The following is a 16,249-nucleotide window of genomic DNA, read 5'->3' as shown; positions in this document are numbered from 1 at the left end:
TCCGGGTCAGGCATGAGGGTCATTCGTGTCCGCGGCGTGCATCGATGACGATGGCGACACGACGGCACTCGCCAAGGCCGCCCCCGCCGTTGGCCTGCCCGGCCCGATCCCGGTCCGCGACGACGCCTGGTACGCGGGCGACCCCGACGGAATGAAGGGCGGCCCGGGGTGGTGATGCGCCTCGTTTACCGGTTCACGCCTTGTTGTCCCCTGCGAATCGGCATGATCTGGTTCAGGCACAGATTCCGTGAAGGCGATCAGCAGGCCGTGACGATCTGTGTGCGACTGAGAACGGGAGTCTTGCAGCCCCCCCGGTTCCCGCACGAACGGGGGCGCTACCTTGCCACCATGTGCATCTCGACCAGTGAGGCCGCGTTCTCCGGCACGATCGTGTATTGCGGTCGGCAACACCACCCAGTGCACGGCCTCATTCATGTCCTGGGCTACCAGAACACCGCCGTCAACCTCGCCGGTGGTCCGAATGCAATGCTGCTGCACCTGCCCACCAAGCAGCTGACCCCAGGGCACTTCCTCTCTGTCGGACGCAGTGGCGACGTCCTGGAGCGCATGGTTGCCGCCGTTCGACCCATCGCCGTCGCAGTCGACGAGATCGCGTGGATGAGCGCGGAGCCGGAGGCCGTCCAGGTTTTCGAGCACGACGTCTACACGGTGCTCCTGGCCGCTGACCCCACCGCGATCCCAGCCGCACTGCAGCAGGTGCCAGCACACCGGCGTCCATCCCTCGACCCGGACCTTCTGCGCTTCTACGCCGACCACTTCCCCGACCACACCGTCGCCCTCTGCTGCTTCGACAACGCAGACGCACAGCGCGCCAAACCCCTACTGCTGTGGTACTCGCCCCTCGACCCCGACCAGCTGACCGTGCCCGCGCTGGACAGCCACACCGGAGCAGTACCCGATCTCGACGCTGTCGTCCCCGTCGATCACTGGGTCCTGCTGTCCACCGACCAGGCTCCCGCCGACTGGGGCGAGATCGTTGACTACCCCAAGGGCATGCGCCACAGCCTGCGCTCCTTCCTCCCCGCCGCTGTCGTGGGCCAGTACTACGGCGGAGGAGACGCCCTGCTCAACGGAGACTTCACCATCAGCCACCGCGACCTTCTCGCCGGCGACCTCGACCGCATCGAGCGCTGCCAGCCAACCCGCCGCTGAACTCGGGCACGGCAGCGCTCTCGGTCCGCAAATTAGCGCGCTCGGTCACACGGGTGGTCGTCGGCTGGCCGCGGTCAGGAGGAGCCGCTTGCGCAGCAGCGGTGGCTTCGCTCTGCCGAACATGCTGCGCTTGAGCGCCTTCAGGTCGTTTACGCGGCCTTCGCCTGGGCCGGATGACCAGTCGGTGCTCATGCCGTAGACGACGGCGTCGAGGTCGGGGAGCAGTCCGGCGGCGAAGCCGGCCAGCCCGGCCTGTTCGTCTGCGCAGACGTCAGCGATCCAATGTCGAAGCCGACCTCCTTCGCGGTTGGTCATGATGGTCGCGAAGGTGCGGACGTGTCCGGCGGCGGCCGTCAGTTCGGGTGAGCGGGCCAGCAGGGTCTTGAGCTGCTGTTGGTCGCCCTCACGTAGGTGGTCGGGGTGGCTCATGATCCAGCCGGTGGCTTGGCGGGGTGAGGGCGGACGGGCGATCGGCGGCGTGCTCCCGGCAGCCCGGTCGGGACGGAGCGGCCGAACGTAGTCGCGCAGGGTGCTGTAACTGCATTGCGCCCCCCGTTCTTGCAGCTCGCGGTGGAGCCGGGACACGTTCGTGCAGCCCTCGGCGATGCGCTGGTCGAGGTAGGGCTTGAACCGGTCGAGCTTGCTGGACCGGTTCTGCCACTGGCCGTGCAGCATGGCCTCGGGGCTGGCAGCGCGGGCGTACTTGCGGACGGTGTTGCGCCCGAGGCCGAGGCGCCTGGCGGTCTCGCGCAGGCTCAGGCCCTGTTCGACGTGAGCGCGGACGGCGGCGTGGGTGTCGCGGAGCCGGTCGAGGAACTTCCCCTGCGGGTAGGGCTCGGGCGGTGCATCCACGGCTTCGATCGTCTCGATCGGTGGAGGCACCAGCTCGGGCGGCTCGGGTTCGGGCGCGGGTTCGACAAGGTCGCGCAGGAGGGAGCGGTGGCGGGAGACGAGGCGTTCGACGGCCTCGCCGAGGTTGTGCCAGACGTGCCATTTGTCCGCGCAGTGCTGGGCGTTCGGGGCGCCGGTGTGGGCGCCATCGGCGAAGACGGTCGCGCGGTCGCGGCAGATGATCTCGACGCCGGGGTGCTCGCGCAGCCACGCGGCGACGCTGTCCACGTCGCGGTCGGGCAGCAGGTCGAGGGGTTGGTGGGTCTCGCAGTCGACCAGGATGGTGCCGTAGCGGCGGCCCTTCCTGGTGGCGAACTCGTCGATGCCGAGCACCCGCGGGGTCGTCCAGGCGGGGTCCGGCAGTGCCATGACCAGGCGCAGGACGGTCATCCGGCTGACCGTGACGCCGAGCAGCAGGGCCAGGCGGACGACGGCGCGGGCGGCCAGGACGACGCCCAGCGCGCTGAGCAGCCGCTGCAGGACGGGCGTTCGGCGGCCGTAGCGGCAGGTCAGCCCGTCTATCTGCTCGACGAAGGTCACCCGCAGGCACTCGCGGTTGTCGCAGAACAGCCGGCGGACCGACAGTTCGATCACAACGCCTCGGCCGCCGCACGGCGCGTCCGCCAGCCGTCGACCGTACCGGCTGTGCGCCCGGCCGGACCGTGTCCCGCAGCCGGGACACGGCATGAGCACGTCCTCCGGTGTCGATGCTTCGATCACCACGAGGCCGTCCCGTACCTCCATGCACTAGACCCGCATCCCCGCGAGATGCGGGAGCAGAACGGATATCTCCTCACACGCGGTCAGCTTCCACCCTGAGATGACGGAGCGTCACCGGCGCACGGAAGCACGATCGACTTCACGAAATCCGTGCCTGAACCCGGTTCCAACCGACGCCGACATTGGCCGTGATCCGTGCCGCTGACGACCAGGGGTTGCCGCCAGTTGGTCGTCATCGGCGTCCAGGATGGCCGACCCGATCGATGTCCCGGAGTCGCGCAGGTCGCAGGTCGAACAGCTGCGGGCGCTTGTCGGTGCGGTGCTCGATTCCCCGGCTGGCCCGGCTGGCCGTAGGGGGATCGCCCCTGCCCGGTGGGCACGGGAGACGGCAATCTGCAGCAACGTTGGCCGAGCACGGCCTGCTGCCCTGACGGCCGCCCGGAAAGGCGAGGGGGCGGGTCGCTGTCAGCAGCCACCCACCCCCGTTCGTGTGCGCCACGGGCCGTTCAGGACGCCCCGGCGAGGACTCCGGCGGTCCTCTTCGGCAGCAGCGGACCGGCCGCCATCGTGGTGATCAGCGCCATCAGCACCATGATCGTGAACAACCGGCCGTCCAGCACGCCCAGTTCCACGCCAACCTTGAGGATCACGAGTTCGGTCAGCCCGCGGGTGTTCATCAGTACCCCCACCACGCGCGCGTCCCGCCAGCCCAGGCCGGTCAGCCGCGCCGGAACGGCCGCCCCGAACACCTTGCCGACGCAGGCGACGGCGACGACGGCCAGCAGTTCCAGGAGTCCGGTGGCGCCCAGCTGCCCGAGGTCCACCGACAGGCCGGTGACGACGAAGAACACCGGCAGCAGCAGCGAGCCGGCTCGCTCCAGCGGTTCTCGCAGGTGCCGCATCAGGTACTCCCGCGGCTGCCCGGGGGTGACGACCCCGAAGGCGAAGGCGCCGAAGACGGCGTCGATCCCGATCCACGAGCTGGCATAGCCGCTGAGCAGGATCCCCGCGCAGATGACGGCCAGCAGCGCGGGAACCGGCCGGCCCCCTGCGGTGCCGGCAGCCAGCCACCGGCGCAGCAGCGGGCGCACCACCAGTCCCAGCAGCGCCAGGAGGACGGCGAATCCGCCCAGTGTGGACAGTAGCCCCCGAGACCCGCTCGCGGTGGCGACGGCCGTGACCACCGCGAGCATCGACCAGGCCAGTACATCGCCGACCGCCGCGCTGGTCATGGCCAGCAGGCCCGGGGCGGTGGACTGCAACCGGTGCTCCACCAGGATGCGCGCCAGCACCGGGAAGGCGGTGATGGACATCGCCGTCCCGATGAACAGCACGAAGGGCAGCCGGCCGACCTGGTGCCCGGCCACTTGGCGATGCCCATCGTAGAGTGCCACCGCCAGGGCCGACCCGAGCAGGAACGGCACGGCCAGCGACGACAGTGACACCGCGGCGACCGAGGCGCGCCGGGAGCGGAGCGACGGGAGGTCGAGCTCCCAGCCGACCATGAACATGAAAAGCAGCAGGCCCACTTCCGCGATGGCCGACAGCAGCGGGCGCCCGGCCGGGGGGAAGATCCGCTGTGGCAGTTCGCCGGGCAGCAGCCCGAGTACGCTCGGGCCGAGCACGATCCCCACGGCGATCTCCGCCACCACCGGCGGCTGGCGCAGGCGGCGCAGCGGCCGGGCCAGGACCAGCCCGGCCGCCAGGACGAGCGCGATGTCCGCCATGACGACGGCAAGGGTGAAGTCCGGTGCGTGCGTCACCATCGCGAGCCGCCTCTCCGCGCTGCCGTCAGCACGGGTCCCGTACGTCGAGCGTGCAGCACTTCACGCTGCCACCGCCCTTGAGTAGCTCGGACAGGTCCACCCCGATCGGTTCGAAGCCGCGCCGCCGCAGCTGCTCCGCCAGACCGGTGGCGGCCTGCGGCAGCACCACGTTGCGGCCGTCGCTGACCGCGTTGAGGCCGAAGACCTCGGCGTCGGCCCCGCTCGCGAGCACGGCGGTGGGGAAGAGCCGCTCCAGCACGGCCCGGCTGCCCGGCGAGAACGCGGCCGGGTGGTACATGACCTCGTCGTCGTCGAGCACGGCCAGGGCGGTGTCCAGGTGGTAGTACCGGGGATCGACCAGCTCCAGGCCGATCACCGGGCGCCCGAAGAACTCCTGCGCCTCCGCGTGCCCTTGCGGATCGGTGCGGAACCCGGTGCCCGCCAGTATCCAGCCGCCGGTGACCAGGAAGTCCCCCTCGCCCTCGTTGACGTGGCGCGGGTCGAGGACGTCGGTGTAGCCGTGGGTGCGGAACCACTCCTGGTAGGCGGGTCCTTCGGCGGCCCGTTCCGGGTTCCGGAACCGTGCTCCGAGCACCCGTCCGTCGATCACGGTGGCGCCGTTGGCCGCGTAGACCATGTCCGGCAACCCGGGCAGCGGCTCAATCAGGTCCACCTGGTGGCCGAGACCCAGGTACACCTCGCGCAGCCGCTCCCACTGGGCGACGGCGAGGCCGGCGTCCACGGGCTTGGCGGGGTCCATCCACGGGTTGATGCGGTAGGTGACCTCGAAGTGCGTCGGTCGGCACATGAGGTACCGACGGTGACGCGCTTCGCGGGGGGAGGTCCGGTCCTCGACCGGGTCGGTGGTGAAGGGACTCACGATGGCTCCGTTTCGGGTGAGAGGGAAGCGGTGCGGGTCGTCAGACGGCGGTCCCGCGCAGGGCGGGGTGCGTCGGCTGCAACTCCGGCAGCGGCGCCGACAGCACCTTGCCGTTGCGCAGGGTGCGCTTGCGCCAGTCCGAGGCGTCCAGCGGCAGGAGGGAGTGCCGCTTGCGCCGGGAGGAGTCGATGCCGTGCGCCCGGTCGTTGACGTCGATGCCGCTCGCCGCGGTGATCTGCTGGATGCGCTCCGCGCCGAAGTTGATCGGCACGGCCTGGCTGTACTCCTGGGCGCTGACGTCCAGCCAGGCCTGGGTGTCCTCCTTGATGCGGTCCGCGAGCCAGCGGATCGCCTCCTCCGGGGAGCTGCCGGCGTCGCGTGACTGCCAGTACTGGAGGATCCGGGCGCTGTGGCCGATCATGCCCGTCATCGCGCCACCGCTGGTCAGGAAGTGTCCGTTGCCGAAGGAGTCGCCGGCGACCACGCCGTTGGCCGCGATGAGCGCGTCGTCGCCCATCCGCTCGACCAGGCTGAACAGCTTCGGCCCGTAGGCCATCTGCACCTTCGCCAGCTCGGACCTCGGGAGTTCGAGGACCTCGGAGGCCTGCCCGATGTAGAACTCGAAGATCAGGTGCTGGTAGGCGGCGAAGTACTCGGGCGACTCCGGGTCGGTGCCGACCGGGATCAGTCCCGCCTCGATGGGATCGAACGACATGTGGTCGGGGACCTGGACCAGGACCCAACCCACCTCCGGGTCGTTCTCGTGGCCCACCGCGATCTGCCGGACCCAGTACTCCCTGCCGTCGGCGTCGAACATCGAGGAGATCCGGCGGCGCAGTCGCCCGTCGATCAGCACCTCCATCAGCCCGGCCACGAAGTCCGCCTGGGCCACCACCGGCCCGCGGCCGTCCTGGTGGTCCACCTCCACGTCCTGCTGCTGGAAGCCCAGCCGCTTCGCGTCGCTGCTGTGGAAGCCCTGGGCGATCACGAACAGCTCCGGAACGCCGATCTCGATGGTCTCGCTGCCGGGCGCGCGCACCCGGACGAACCTGCCCTTGAAGTCGTACTCCTGGAGCGGCTCGATGCGGATCCGCAGCCGGCCGTCGGGAAGCCGGAGGAAACCGTCGCCCTCCGTGGTGACGACCCGGTGGCGCGAGAAGAGCCGGACCCGGGGTTCGTGGCCCTGGGCCAGGTCCTGCTCCTCGATCCGTTCCAGGTACCGGCGCATCAGGGTCAACGTCGCCGCGGCCTCCGCCTGGAAGGTGGACGCACCGTTGAGCATGTCGGCGACGTCACCGCGGATCATGGTGCTGTCGGGCCGCTCCGGCGGCTCCGGGGGTGAGAGCACGGTGATCTCACGGTTCGGGCGGCCGCCCCTGAACCGGTCGTCGATGAACTCGACGTGCTGGATGCCGCCGGAAATGTGCTGGTCCTTGTCGAAGCCGTCGATGATCTCATCCGCGACGATGTCCCCGGCGCAGGTGTCCGCGCTGCGGAAGCACTCGGCGAGGCGGAACAGCCGGCCGTCGGCCCGGCGCGGCACCCGGTCCTCGCCGTACCGCTCCACCATCAACTGGTCGATCAGGCCGAACTGGTGGTAAAGGTCCTCGCGGATGTTCCAGTGCACGCCGAGGAACGGGTCGCCGCGCATCTCAACGCCCACCGCCCGTCGGCCCATGGCGACGCTCCACAGCGTCGCCATCATGTTGGTGCCGCCGAGGCCCAGGGCCAGGAAGTCGGGGTCGAGGACGCCCGCCAGGTCGGAGTCGGTGGCGGTGCCGTTCTCGTTCTTGTTGTCAGGTGAGTGGAGCATGGTTGTTTCCTTCCGGGTCGCGCAGGGAGAAGGCCGTCACCGGCGCAGCTCGCCGAGCAGGCGGCGGCACGCCTCGATGCCGTGGACGGTCGCGTTCGAGCAGGTGCGGGCCTGCGGGTACTCCTCGGCGTGGCTGCTGCACAGCTCGTGGCTCAGTCGCAGGGCCACCAGGCAGGCCGCGAGCTGCGCGCGGAGCAGCTCGGGGTCGGGGTCGCTGCGTCGGGTCAGGACGCGCCGGGTCACCGCCAGGACGTCGGCGCAGTCCATGTCCCGGCACACCTCCGAGAGCATCTCGATCGGCTCGGGCTCGTCGAAGACGGCGGAGGCGCAACCGGTCACGGCCTCCTCGCACTGCTGGAGGACGGCCGCCGCGCTGACGAGCGCGTCCCGGTCCGGCAGGACGAAGGCGGTGTGGTCGGGAAGGTCGATGGTCGGGTTCACGACAGGTGTCTCCTCACGTGCTGTCAGTTGACTTCGGTGTTCATCCGGTCGGTGCACTGGGCCTCCTCGGCCGCCCCGGCCGCGATCACGGACTCGACGAGTCCGCGCACGTCGGCCTCGGTGGTCCTCGGGTTGAGGGTGGTGAACTTGAGCCGGATCCCGCCCGGCTCACCGGTCAGGTCGGTGCGGCCGATGACCGCGGTGCCGCTGCGCAGGAGGCGGCGGCGCAGGCCCGCGTTGATCCGGTCGGAGATCGCCGGGTCGTCCTCGGTCGGCCGGTAGCGGAAGACCACGGTCGACAGGGTCGGTTCGGTGACGAGCTCCAGGCGCGGCTCCGCCCGAACGCGGTCGGCGGCGTAGCGGGCCCGGTCGCAGCAGGTCTCGACCAGGGCGCCGAGACCGGAGCGGCCCAGCGCCCGCAGGGTCACCGCGATCTTGAACACGTCACCGCGGCGGGTGGTGAGGAGCGAGCGGCCGAGGTTGCTGGTGTAGCCCGCCTCCTCGTCGTCCTCCGGGTTGAGGTAGGCCGCCCGGACCGCCAGCGGGTCGAAGGTCTTCGCCCGCCGGGCGAGGAACGCCCCCGCACCGACCGGCTGCCAACCGAACTTGTGCAGGTCGAGCGCGACGCTGTCGACGGTGTCGATGTGGTTCAGCAGGCCGGACAGCCGCTCGGAGAACAGCACGCCACCGCCGTACGCGGCGTCCACGTGCACTGAGGCGCCGTAGGTGCGGGCGATCGGCACGATCTCGCGCAGCGGATCGATCGAGCCGAAGTCGGTGGTGCCGGCGGTGGCGACCACGAGAAGGGGCACGTCACCGGCGGCCCTGGCCCGCTTCATCGCCATGCTCAGGGCCTGGGGATCCATCCGGTAGCGCTCGTCCACGTCGACCGGCACCACGGCGGACGTGCCGAGGCCGAGCAGCGCGGCGTTGCGCTGGACGGAGACGTGGGCCACCCGTGACGCGAAGATCTTCAGGCGCCCGCCGTCATGACCGGGCCCGCCTGCCGCACCGGAGTACCGCGGCCGCACCGCGTCGCGTGCCAGCAGCAGACCCATGAAGTTGGACTCGGTACCGCCCGAGGTGATGACACCGGCCGCGGCGGCGGGGTCGAAGCCAACCAGCTCGGCCAGGGCGGCCATGATCTCGTCCTCGAGCACGATCCCGGCCGGCGTCTGGTCCCAGGAGGCCAGATCGGCGTTGAGGGCCGTCGCCGTCACGTCGGCGGCGACCGACAGGGCCAGCGGGGGACAGAGCAGGTGCGCCGACCAGGCGGGGTCGGCCAGGTCGGCGGCGCCCCAGGCGAAGGTCCGGGCCATCGGTCCGAGCACGCCCGGCCCTGCGCCCTCCTTCGGCAGCACCTCACCCAGCGAGGCCCGCACCTCGCGCCTCAACTCGGACGGGTCGCCGGCCGGGAGCGGGCCGCCGCGTGCGGCGCCGCCGTCGACCAGGGAGGTCAGGACGATGTCGAGGAGCCGGCGCAGCTCGGCCGGTCCGTCCGGCCCGCCGGCCAGCTGCGGTCCCGCGTAACGTTCGGATGCGGGCGGAGGGGCGGCCCGTTCGACCATGTCGGTCATGCGAAAACCTGCCTTTCTCTGTTGTCTTTCCTGACGGTCAGTGGACGATGCGGTCGTCGGTCGAGATCCGCGCGTCGCGCGATCGACGCAGGTCGCGGGTGATGTTGACCCGCTTCAGCCAGCGGTCGCGGCCGTCGTAGTTGGCGGCGAACGGCTGCCGTCCGTGGACCGCACGGAAGTTGTCGACGAACAACAGGTCGCCGGGTTCCAGGACGACGCCGTTCAACTGCTCGTCCACGGCTGCCAGCAGACGGTCGAGCGCCGCCATGGCGTCGCGGTCGTCGGTTCGTTCCACCTCGGCGGAGTCCAGCCTGAGGTAGGGCGAGGCCGGATCGCCGAAGAGCAGGGCGACCTTCTGCGGATGGCTCAGCATCCGCTCGATGCGGGCGTGGCCGCGGGCGATCACCTCGGCGTGCCCCGGGTCCGCCGGCGGCCTCGGGTTGCCGTTCCGGGGCAGGTGGGCCTCGTCCGGGCGGAGCACGAACCGGGGCTCGAAGAGGATCTCGGCGTCCGCACCGTCGAGTTCGACGTCCCCGATGCACGCCATCGTGGTCTCCGCCCGCTGGGGGTTGCGCAGGCACATCAGCCCGACGTAGTCGGCCCGGTAGGGGTGGAACGCGTCCTCCGTGTGCCACAACAGGGCCGTGCTGCTGCCGGAGTTGATCTGTAGCCCTTCGTGTTCCGGGATCGGCACGACCTCGTGCACCAGCCGGCCCGCCTGCTGGCTCGCCCAGCCGAACACGTCACCGAGCAGCGAGGAGCACAGGACGAAGAAGAACTCCTCACGCAGGGCCGGGCCGGGCCGACCGGCGGTGTCCGCCCAGTGCCGCGGCGTCTCGCCGATCCGGTCGTCAGCCACCGGGAACCCGGAGATCCGGCACGCACCGGCCGGTTCGGTCAATCGGAAGGTGTTGAGCGACATGCGGAGCCGGGCCGGCAGCTGCTGCGCGAGGACCGTGGAGTTCCTGAGGAATTCGGCGTCATCGGCCGCCGGGTAGCGTCTCGCGACGGTCGAGACGAGTGCGTCGACCACCTCGACATCGGACGGGCCGAGCTGGATGTGGAACATGCTGGAATCGCCCTTCGGAGGCGGGAGATGGCGTGTACGACGGATGTCGGAGGCCATGGGCGTCTTCTGGTGGAACGGCGAGTGGGGAGGGATCAGGAGACGGCGATGACGATCTTTCCCTTGGCGCGCTTCGAGGCGCTGTAGCGGAGGGCGTCAGCGGTCTCGGTCAGGTCGTAGGAGCGGTCGAGGTACGGTCGGACGGCGCCGGACTCGACGAGGGCGGCGAGTTGCGCCAGCTGTTCGCCGCTGGGACGCATGAAGAACGGCTCGACGCGGATGCCGTGGCGGGCGGCCCGCTCCTGGGCATCGGGGACCCACACGGTGGAGACCAGGACGCCGCCGGGCTTCAGCACGCCGTACGACCGCTCCTGGGTCTCGCCGCCCAGGGTGTCCAGCACCACGTCGAAGTCGCCGTCGACCTCCTCGAACCTCTGCGTCCGGTAGTCGACGACCTGGTGGGCACCGTGCTCCCGGGCTTGCGCTGCGGCCTCGGCGGAGACCGTGGTGGTGACGTGGGCGCCCAGGTGCCGAGCCAGCTGGATGGCGACGGAGCCCACCCCGCCCGACCCCGCGTGGATCAGGACCTTCTGGTTCGCGCCCAGGCCCGCCCGCTCGACCAGGCCCTGCCATGCCGTCAGCGCGACCAGCGGAAGCGAGGCCGCCTCGTCGAATCCGATGGTCGGTGGCTTGAGCGCGACCAGGGCCTGGTCGACCGCGACGTGGTCGGCGAAGGTTCCGGAGGTGGTCGGATCGACCCGGGACCAGACCTCGTCGCCGACCTCGAAACGGGTGACCGCCTCGCCCCGCCCGACCACCACACCTGCCACGTCGTTGCCGAGGATCAGCGGCAACTCGACCGGGGCCACGGTCCGCAGGGCCCCGGAGGCGACGATGTGGTCGATCGGGTTCACGCTCGCCCGGCGGACCCGGATGAGCACCTGGTCGGCGCCGACGGCCGGTTCAGGCCGATCACCGACCCGGACGACGTCGTCGATGGCTCCGTAGGACTCGATGTACGCTGCGCGCACGGGCTCACTCCTCTGTTCGGCTTCCCTCTGACGCACCGTCTTACGCGCTGCACAGCAGTGTGGTTCAGCGGGTTCTCCGACTTTCGTGACCACCGGCCGGCCCTCGCCACGATGGAGAACGGTTCCGGTGATCAGTACGGCATCGTCTTCGGCCCGGCCGGGGTCGGGTGAGCTCGGTCATGGTGGTCCTTCGAACAGGTGCTTGTCGCCCCCGGTCGGGGCGCGCTGATCCGACACTCGCGTCGCGGCGGCACCCGGACATCCGCCAACTGCCGCCGCAGCGCCGGTGCCACGGAGCACTCGGCCCACGGTTCGCCCCTCGGTGCGGGCGCTGCGCACGACGAACGGCCGGTTCCGGCCGCCGTACGGTCGACCGACCGGGGCCGGGCAGCTGCCCACGACCCGCCGCGGGTTCACCATCAAGGCGCTTACCTGCAGTTTCGCGCCATCTGGCGGAGCTGCGACGATCGGCGGGCGAACGGCCGCGCCGAGCGGCGGGCGAAGACGCCCGAAGTTCGCTGAACGGCCTGTGTCGTGCCGCCAACGCGCCGGTTCGTCGCCAGTTGCACATAGCGCACCACACTGCCGTCCCGGTTCCGGCACTGGGTCTTCCGCACGTACATGCCCGCAGGATGCGGCAAAACCCCAGTTCACGGCGGCCAGATCAGCAAACCCGCATGTCCGCACCCCTGACCTGCTCTAGACCACTCAAATCATGCTGACCAGCGAAGACAACCGATCAGACCCGGTCGTGTGCCCGCAGACTGTCGAACCCGGGCTTCGAGTTCGGAGCCAATTCTTCGAAGGGTGCAGATCCTCTGAAGGGAAGGGCGCGTGCCGAGCTGGGCCGTGGCTACGAAGCGTCGGCGTAGGCGAGATGGGTGCCGCAGATAGTGCAGCGGAAGAGCATGGCGCTTGCCCCCTGCCCAAGGTGGGCCAGGAAGTTCTCAAGCTGGGACGCGTCGTGCCATCCGCCCATACGCAGGTCGAGCCGGAGCTGGTCGAGTGCCTCGGGGTGGGCCGCCAGTTCGGTGTATCCGACCTCGCCGATGAATGCGGCCGCATCGTTGCAGTGGACAAGCCAGTGCGGATCCTGCCAGGCGTGGAAGCCAGGGGTGCGGCGTGTGACCTGCTCCAGGGTCTCCTCGCTGACGCCGTCGAGCCCGTATGCGTCGGTGAATTCGCCTTCGAATCGTTCAGCGGCTCTGCCGTCGGCGATGCACCAGGGGCAGAATCTCCCGCTGACGTCTTGGGTGGTGTAGAAGGTCGCGGTGTAGATCCACCCCGTGCTGTGGTTGCAACAGGCGCAGGTCGCGGCGCTCTCGCGGACGGACCCGCTTGCGACGGGGTCGGGGTGGTAGCGGAAGTGGGGCAGGCTGGCGCTCACTGATGAGCCTGCCGCCGCAAGGAGAGGTCCGCCTCGACGCCGGTGGTCTGCGTGTCGGCGGGCACTCCTGTGAACCTCATGGGTCGCAGTCTGTCCGCAAGCTGGCCCGTGATCAAGCGGTGAGTTCGAAGCCCTGCTGGTCAGGGGTGGGGTAGATGCGCCCGTGCTCGCGGGCGGTGTGGAAGCGCCAGTAGGAGTCGAGGTCGCCCTTGGCGACCAGGGTGCGGAGCCGGAGGACGGCTTCGGCTCCGGAAAGGCCCCAGCGGGCACCGGTGATGTCGAGGCGGTCGGCGATCAGGTGGCGACAGGCGCCTTCGACCGCGCCCGTCGCGATCGGCCACCCTTTGTCGAGCGCGGTGTCGTAGCGGAGCTGGTCAATGTGGCCGGTCAGGTAGCGGTGGCAGGTGTCGACGGCCTCGCGCCGGGCTGCCGGTAGTCCTTCCCGGCCGGCCTGGGCGGTCATCTCGTCGGCGGTTCGGGCGGCGTGACCTGCCAGGATCGCGGTCAGATGATCGGCAGCCCAGGCTTCGGCCTCGGCGGTGCCGGGCTTGTGGAAGGCGTGTGCGGCGGCCCACACGTACTCGGCAACGTGGACGAAGTCCAGCAGGACGTGGACCGTGACGCCGCGTCGGGCGGTCTCGCCGGTGATCAGGTCGAGCTGGTGGCGGGCGCCGTCGACAAGGACGAGCCAGGGACTCAGGTGCTTCGGGTCGCGGGCTTCGGCCTGCTCGAAGGCGTCGGCGATGAGCTGTTCGGGCGGGCGGACCAGGGAGGCGGTGCACCACTTGTGCTCGGCCTTCGGCCCCGGGCGGATGGGGCGTTCGCCGCTGCGCCCGCCGGGCGGGTGGATCACGTCGTGGGGGCGTCTTCGGGCCGGCCGGGTATCGAAGACGCAGGCCACGGTCGCCATTCGCTTGCGGTTTGGTTTCTCGCCCGGCGCGAGCCGACCCCGATGGCCACCGGCGGCGGCTTTGGCGGCGGCCCGGCGGGTGGCCTCACGCAGGGCCTCGGGCCGCATGACCACGCCCTTGCCGTCGGCCTGGAGGACCAGAGGCATGTCCCGGCTGCACGGGACGGGGATCATCGCCTGGTAGAAGTCGTCGACGTCGACGGCCGCGGCGACCACGAGTTCTTCGAGCCGCCGTTTGCCGAGTACCTTCCCGCAGCGGCGCTCGACCGCGTCCCTGGCCTGGTCGAACGACCCCCGCACGGCTTCGGTGACCGCGAGCCGCCGCAGACCCAGCCAGTGCCGCCCCACCGTCAGCGACAGCCCAGCGTCGGCCGGATGGACATTGCAGACGCCGGGGCCCCTGTGGGCGATGCGGGTGACCCGGACCAGCCCGAACACGCTGGCCAACCAGCGCGAGTGTCCTGTCTCCCGCCAGGGCCGCACCCGCCCCTCCGGCCCCACGACGACCGGACCGACACTGGCACGGACCTGTTCCTCCTCCCGCACCGCGCGCAGGTCCAGGTGGTCCTGCAGCAGCCGCCGCAACAGCTCCCGCCCGGCTACCTCCAGGCGTTCCTCCAGCTCGGCATGAGTCCACGTTCCCGCCTCGCCACCCGACAGGGAGCACATCAGCGTCTCGAAGGCGCTGACCGAGCGGGCAAACGGGTCAGCGGTGGCATCGGTGTCGTACTGTTTCATCTCCAGGGCTCTTCCCGTCCTGCATCCGACATGGTTCGCACCCTCGAATGTAGGCGGAAGAGCCCTGCTGCTAAAGGGAGTTGGGCGAGCCAGCCGTTCGGTGACGGGCCGGAGTGAACAGTCCCGGGGCGTCCTCGTCCAGCCAGCCCCGCTCCACCAGCCGCTTCAGCTTCGACCGCGTGCCCTCGATCTTCCCGGTCTCAGCCGGCAGTCCGATCCTGGGCACGATCTGCTTGGCACGGACCGGCCCTGGCGCATCGGCCACCACCTCGACGATGTCCCGATACACCTGGGGCAGCAGGTCCGCCCCCATCCCGGGCTGCCACTTCGGCACCGCCAGCACCCCGATCACCCGCCGCTCAGCCCCCGCATACGCCGACGCCGCGCGCTCGTCGCCGACCGCCTCTGCGGGCACGACCATCACTGTGATCGCCTCCGGAGTCATCTCGGCGAGCACCTCGGCCACCGTCTCCCGCGCGATCCTCAACCGCTCCAACAGCGTTTCGGCGGCTTCTTCGGCGATGAGGGACAGGTCGACGCTCTCGCGGGTGAAGCTCTTGCGGTCGGCGCGGCTGAGAAGCAGGAGGGCATCAGTGAGGTCGATCGCCCGCGTGTTGACGGTGTGGAGGCGTTCGATGAGTTCGCCCTGGTCCCGCTTGGGGTCCTTGCGGGCGAGGTCGAGGAGTGTTTTCGAGATCGCCAGCGGGGTGCGCAGTTCGTGGGAGGCGTTCGCGGCGAATCGTTGCTGTTCGGTGACGTGGGATTCGAGTTGTTCGAGCATGGTGTCGAACGCGTCGGCGAGTTCGCGGAATTCGTCTCGGGGACCTTGCATGCGGATCCGGTGGGACAGTGATCCGTTCGCGGCCGTCCGTGCCGCGTCTGCGATCGGTCTGAGTGGTGCGAGCATCCGGCCAGCGAGGATCCATCCTCCCAGGAGGCCGAACGCCAGCAGGAAGGCCAGTGCCATGGCTGCGGCGGGGGCGAACATGTGCAGGAGGAGGTAGCGGTTGGGCGCGACCCGGAGAAGGCCCTGGGGGCTGTCGGGTACGTAGCGCAGCAGGAACACCCAAACCACGGCCAGCAGGAGAGTGCCGGCGATGAGGAGGAATCCGGCATAGCTGATGGTGAGTTTCAGGCGAGCGCTGAGCCCTGGACGCCTATTCATGAGTGCTGCCCGGGCAACTGGTACCCATGCCGGTATCGATTCGGTAGCCGACGCCGGGTACCGTGGCGACGAACCATGGTTCGCCGAGTCGTTTGCGCAGGCCGGAGACGGTGATGCGGACGGCGTTGGTGAAGGGGTCGGCGTTGGCGTCCCAGGCCCGCTCCAAGAGTTCTTCGGCGCTGACGATGCCGCCTTCGGCGGCGACGAGGACTTCGAGCACTGCGAACTGCTTCCGGGTGAGCGCGACGTAGCGTCCGTCGCGGAACACCTGCCGGCGGAAGGGGTCGAGCCGCAGGCCCGCGATCTCGCTGACCGGGGGTCGGGCGTGCGCGCGTCTGCGGTTCAGTGCCCGCAGCCGCATGACGAGCTCCCGGAGCTCGAACGGCTTGGTGAGGTAGTCATCGGCGCCGAGCTCGAACCCGGACGCCTTGTCGTCGATCCGGTCGGCAGCGGTGAGCATGAGGATCGGGATGCCGCTGCCGGAGGCGACGATTCGTCGGGCGATCTCGTCGCCGGAGGGGCCGGGGACGTCGCGGTCGAGGACCGCAAGGTCGTAGGAGTTGACGCTGAGCAGTTCCAGAGCGGAGTTGCCGTCGCCGGCGATGTCGGCGGCGATCGCTTCCAGCCGGAGACCGTCCCGGACGGCTTCGGCCAGGTAGGGCTCGTCCTCCACGATCAACACACGCATGCC

General features: G+C 70.2%; 14 protein-coding genes. 2 read left to right on the top strand and 12 right to left on the bottom strand.

Features of this window, described 5'->3' with window-relative positions; genetic code table 11:
• Positions 1–25: 25 nt before the first annotated feature.
• Both ACWCXH_RS31985 and ACWCXH_RS31980 read left to right on the top strand, forming a co-directional pair.
• Positions 26–175, top strand: a complete 150-nt coding sequence (locus ACWCXH_RS31985; protein ID WP_449804991.1) for a hypothetical protein — start codon at positions 26–28, stop codon at positions 173–175.
• Between the two features lie 173 nt (positions 176–348).
• Positions 349–1,173: a hypothetical protein gene (locus ACWCXH_RS31980; RefSeq protein WP_449804990.1), complete on the top strand. Its 825-nt coding sequence runs from the start codon at positions 349–351 to the stop codon at positions 1,171–1,173.
• A 45-nt stretch (positions 1,174–1,218) separates the two neighbouring features.
• Here ACWCXH_RS31980 and ACWCXH_RS31975 read toward each other — a convergent pair whose 3' ends face one another.
• The 12 genes from ACWCXH_RS31975 to ACWCXH_RS31920 form a co-directional block, all read right to left on the bottom strand.
• Positions 1,219–2,808, bottom strand: coding sequence for an ISL3 family transposase (locus tag ACWCXH_RS31975; RefSeq protein WP_449804989.1), 1,590 nt, complete (start codon positions 2,806–2,808; stop codon positions 1,219–1,221).
• Positions 2,809–3,290: 482 nt separating this feature from the next.
• Positions 3,291–4,550, bottom strand: a complete 1,260-nt coding sequence (locus ACWCXH_RS31970; RefSeq protein WP_449804988.1) for a cation:proton antiporter domain-containing protein — start codon at positions 4,548–4,550, stop codon at positions 3,291–3,293.
• A gap of 25 nt (positions 4,551–4,575) precedes the next feature.
• A complete protein-coding gene (gene ddaH / locus ACWCXH_RS31965; RefSeq protein ID WP_449804987.1) occupies positions 4,576–5,430 on the bottom strand; it encodes a dimethylargininase in 855 nt (284 codons plus the stop codon).
• Positions 5,431–5,470: 40 nt separating this feature from the next.
• The gene (locus ACWCXH_RS31960; RefSeq protein WP_449804986.1) at positions 5,471–7,243 is read right to left on the bottom strand and encodes a hypothetical protein; all 1,773 of its coding nucleotides are present in this window, start codon (positions 7,241–7,243) and stop codon (positions 5,471–5,473) included.
• 36 nt (positions 7,244–7,279) lie between these two features.
• The gene (locus ACWCXH_RS31955) at positions 7,280–7,684 is read right to left on the bottom strand and encodes a hypothetical protein (protein ID WP_449804985.1); all 405 of its coding nucleotides are present in this window, start codon (positions 7,682–7,684) and stop codon (positions 7,280–7,282) included.
• Between the two features lie 23 nt (positions 7,685–7,707).
• A complete protein-coding gene (locus tag ACWCXH_RS31950) occupies positions 7,708–9,261 on the bottom strand; it encodes a pyridoxal phosphate-dependent decarboxylase family protein (RefSeq protein WP_449804984.1) in 1,554 nt (517 codons plus the stop codon).
• A 37-nt stretch (positions 9,262–9,298) separates the two neighbouring features.
• A complete protein-coding gene (gene gntD, locus ACWCXH_RS31945; protein ID WP_449804983.1) occupies positions 9,299–10,330 on the bottom strand; it encodes a guanitoxin biosynthesis L-enduracididine beta-hydroxylase GntD in 1,032 nt (343 codons plus the stop codon).
• A 92-nt stretch (positions 10,331–10,422) separates the two neighbouring features.
• Positions 10,423–11,358 carry an NADP-dependent oxidoreductase gene (locus ACWCXH_RS31940; protein ID WP_449804982.1) on the bottom strand — a complete coding sequence of 312 codons (936 nt, stop codon included), beginning with the start codon at positions 11,356–11,358 and terminating at the stop codon, positions 10,423–10,425.
• An 853-nt stretch (positions 11,359–12,211) separates the two neighbouring features.
• Positions 12,212–12,745 carry a CbrC family protein gene (locus ACWCXH_RS31935; RefSeq protein ID WP_449804981.1) on the bottom strand — a complete coding sequence of 178 codons (534 nt, stop codon included), beginning with the start codon at positions 12,743–12,745 and terminating at the stop codon, positions 12,212–12,214.
• Between the two features lie 112 nt (positions 12,746–12,857).
• Positions 12,858–14,393, bottom strand: coding sequence for an ISKra4 family transposase (locus ACWCXH_RS31930; protein ID WP_449804980.1), 1,536 nt, complete (start codon positions 14,391–14,393; stop codon positions 12,858–12,860).
• 70 nt (positions 14,394–14,463) lie between these two features.
• Positions 14,464–15,558 (bottom strand): sensor histidine kinase, encoded by a 1,095-nt coding sequence (locus ACWCXH_RS31925; protein ID WP_449804979.1) that lies wholly within the window; start codon positions 15,556–15,558, stop codon positions 14,464–14,466.
• Entirely contained in the window at positions 15,551–16,246 is a 696-nt protein-coding gene (locus ACWCXH_RS31920) for a response regulator transcription factor (RefSeq protein ID WP_449804978.1), read from the bottom strand. Before ACWCXH_RS31920 ends, ACWCXH_RS31925 begins: the two co-directional genes overlap by 8 nt.
• Positions 16,247–16,249 lie beyond the last annotated feature (3 nt).

Source organism: Kitasatospora sp. NPDC001660, assembly GCF_053596725.1.
This window is presented reverse-complemented; position numbering and strand designations above follow the sequence as displayed.

Bases quoted from the DNA above. Each gene is read 5' to 3' on its own strand.
- ACWCXH_RS31980 (WP_449804990.1), top strand. From the start codon at position 349: ATGTGCATCTCGACCAGTGAGGCCGCGTTCTCCGGCACGATCGTGTAT.
- ACWCXH_RS31975 (WP_449804989.1), bottom strand. From the start codon at position 2,808: ATGGAGGTACGGGACGGCCTCGTGGTGATCGAAGCATCGACACCGGAG.
- ACWCXH_RS31970 (WP_449804988.1), bottom strand. From the start codon at position 4,550: ATGGTGACGCACGCACCGGACTTCACCCTTGCCGTCGTCATGGCGGAC.
- ACWCXH_RS31960 (WP_449804986.1), bottom strand. From the start codon at position 7,243: ATGCTCCACTCACCTGACAACAAGAACGAGAACGGCACCGCCACCGAC.
- ACWCXH_RS31950 (WP_449804984.1), bottom strand. From the start codon at position 9,261: ATGACCGACATGGTCGAACGGGCCGCCCCTCCGCCCGCATCCGAACGT.
- gntD (WP_449804983.1), bottom strand. From the start codon at position 10,330: ATGTTCCACATCCAGCTCGGCCCGTCCGATGTCGAGGTGGTCGACGCA.
- ACWCXH_RS31930 (WP_449804980.1), bottom strand. From the start codon at position 14,393: ATGAAACAGTACGACACCGATGCCACCGCTGACCCGTTTGCCCGCTCG.
- ACWCXH_RS31925 (WP_449804979.1), bottom strand. From the start codon at position 15,558: ATGAATAGGCGTCCAGGGCTCAGCGCTCGCCTGAAACTCACCATCAGC.
- ACWCXH_RS31920 (WP_449804978.1), bottom strand. From the start codon at position 16,246: ATGCGTGTGTTGATCGTGGAGGACGAGCCCTACCTGGCCGAAGCCGTC.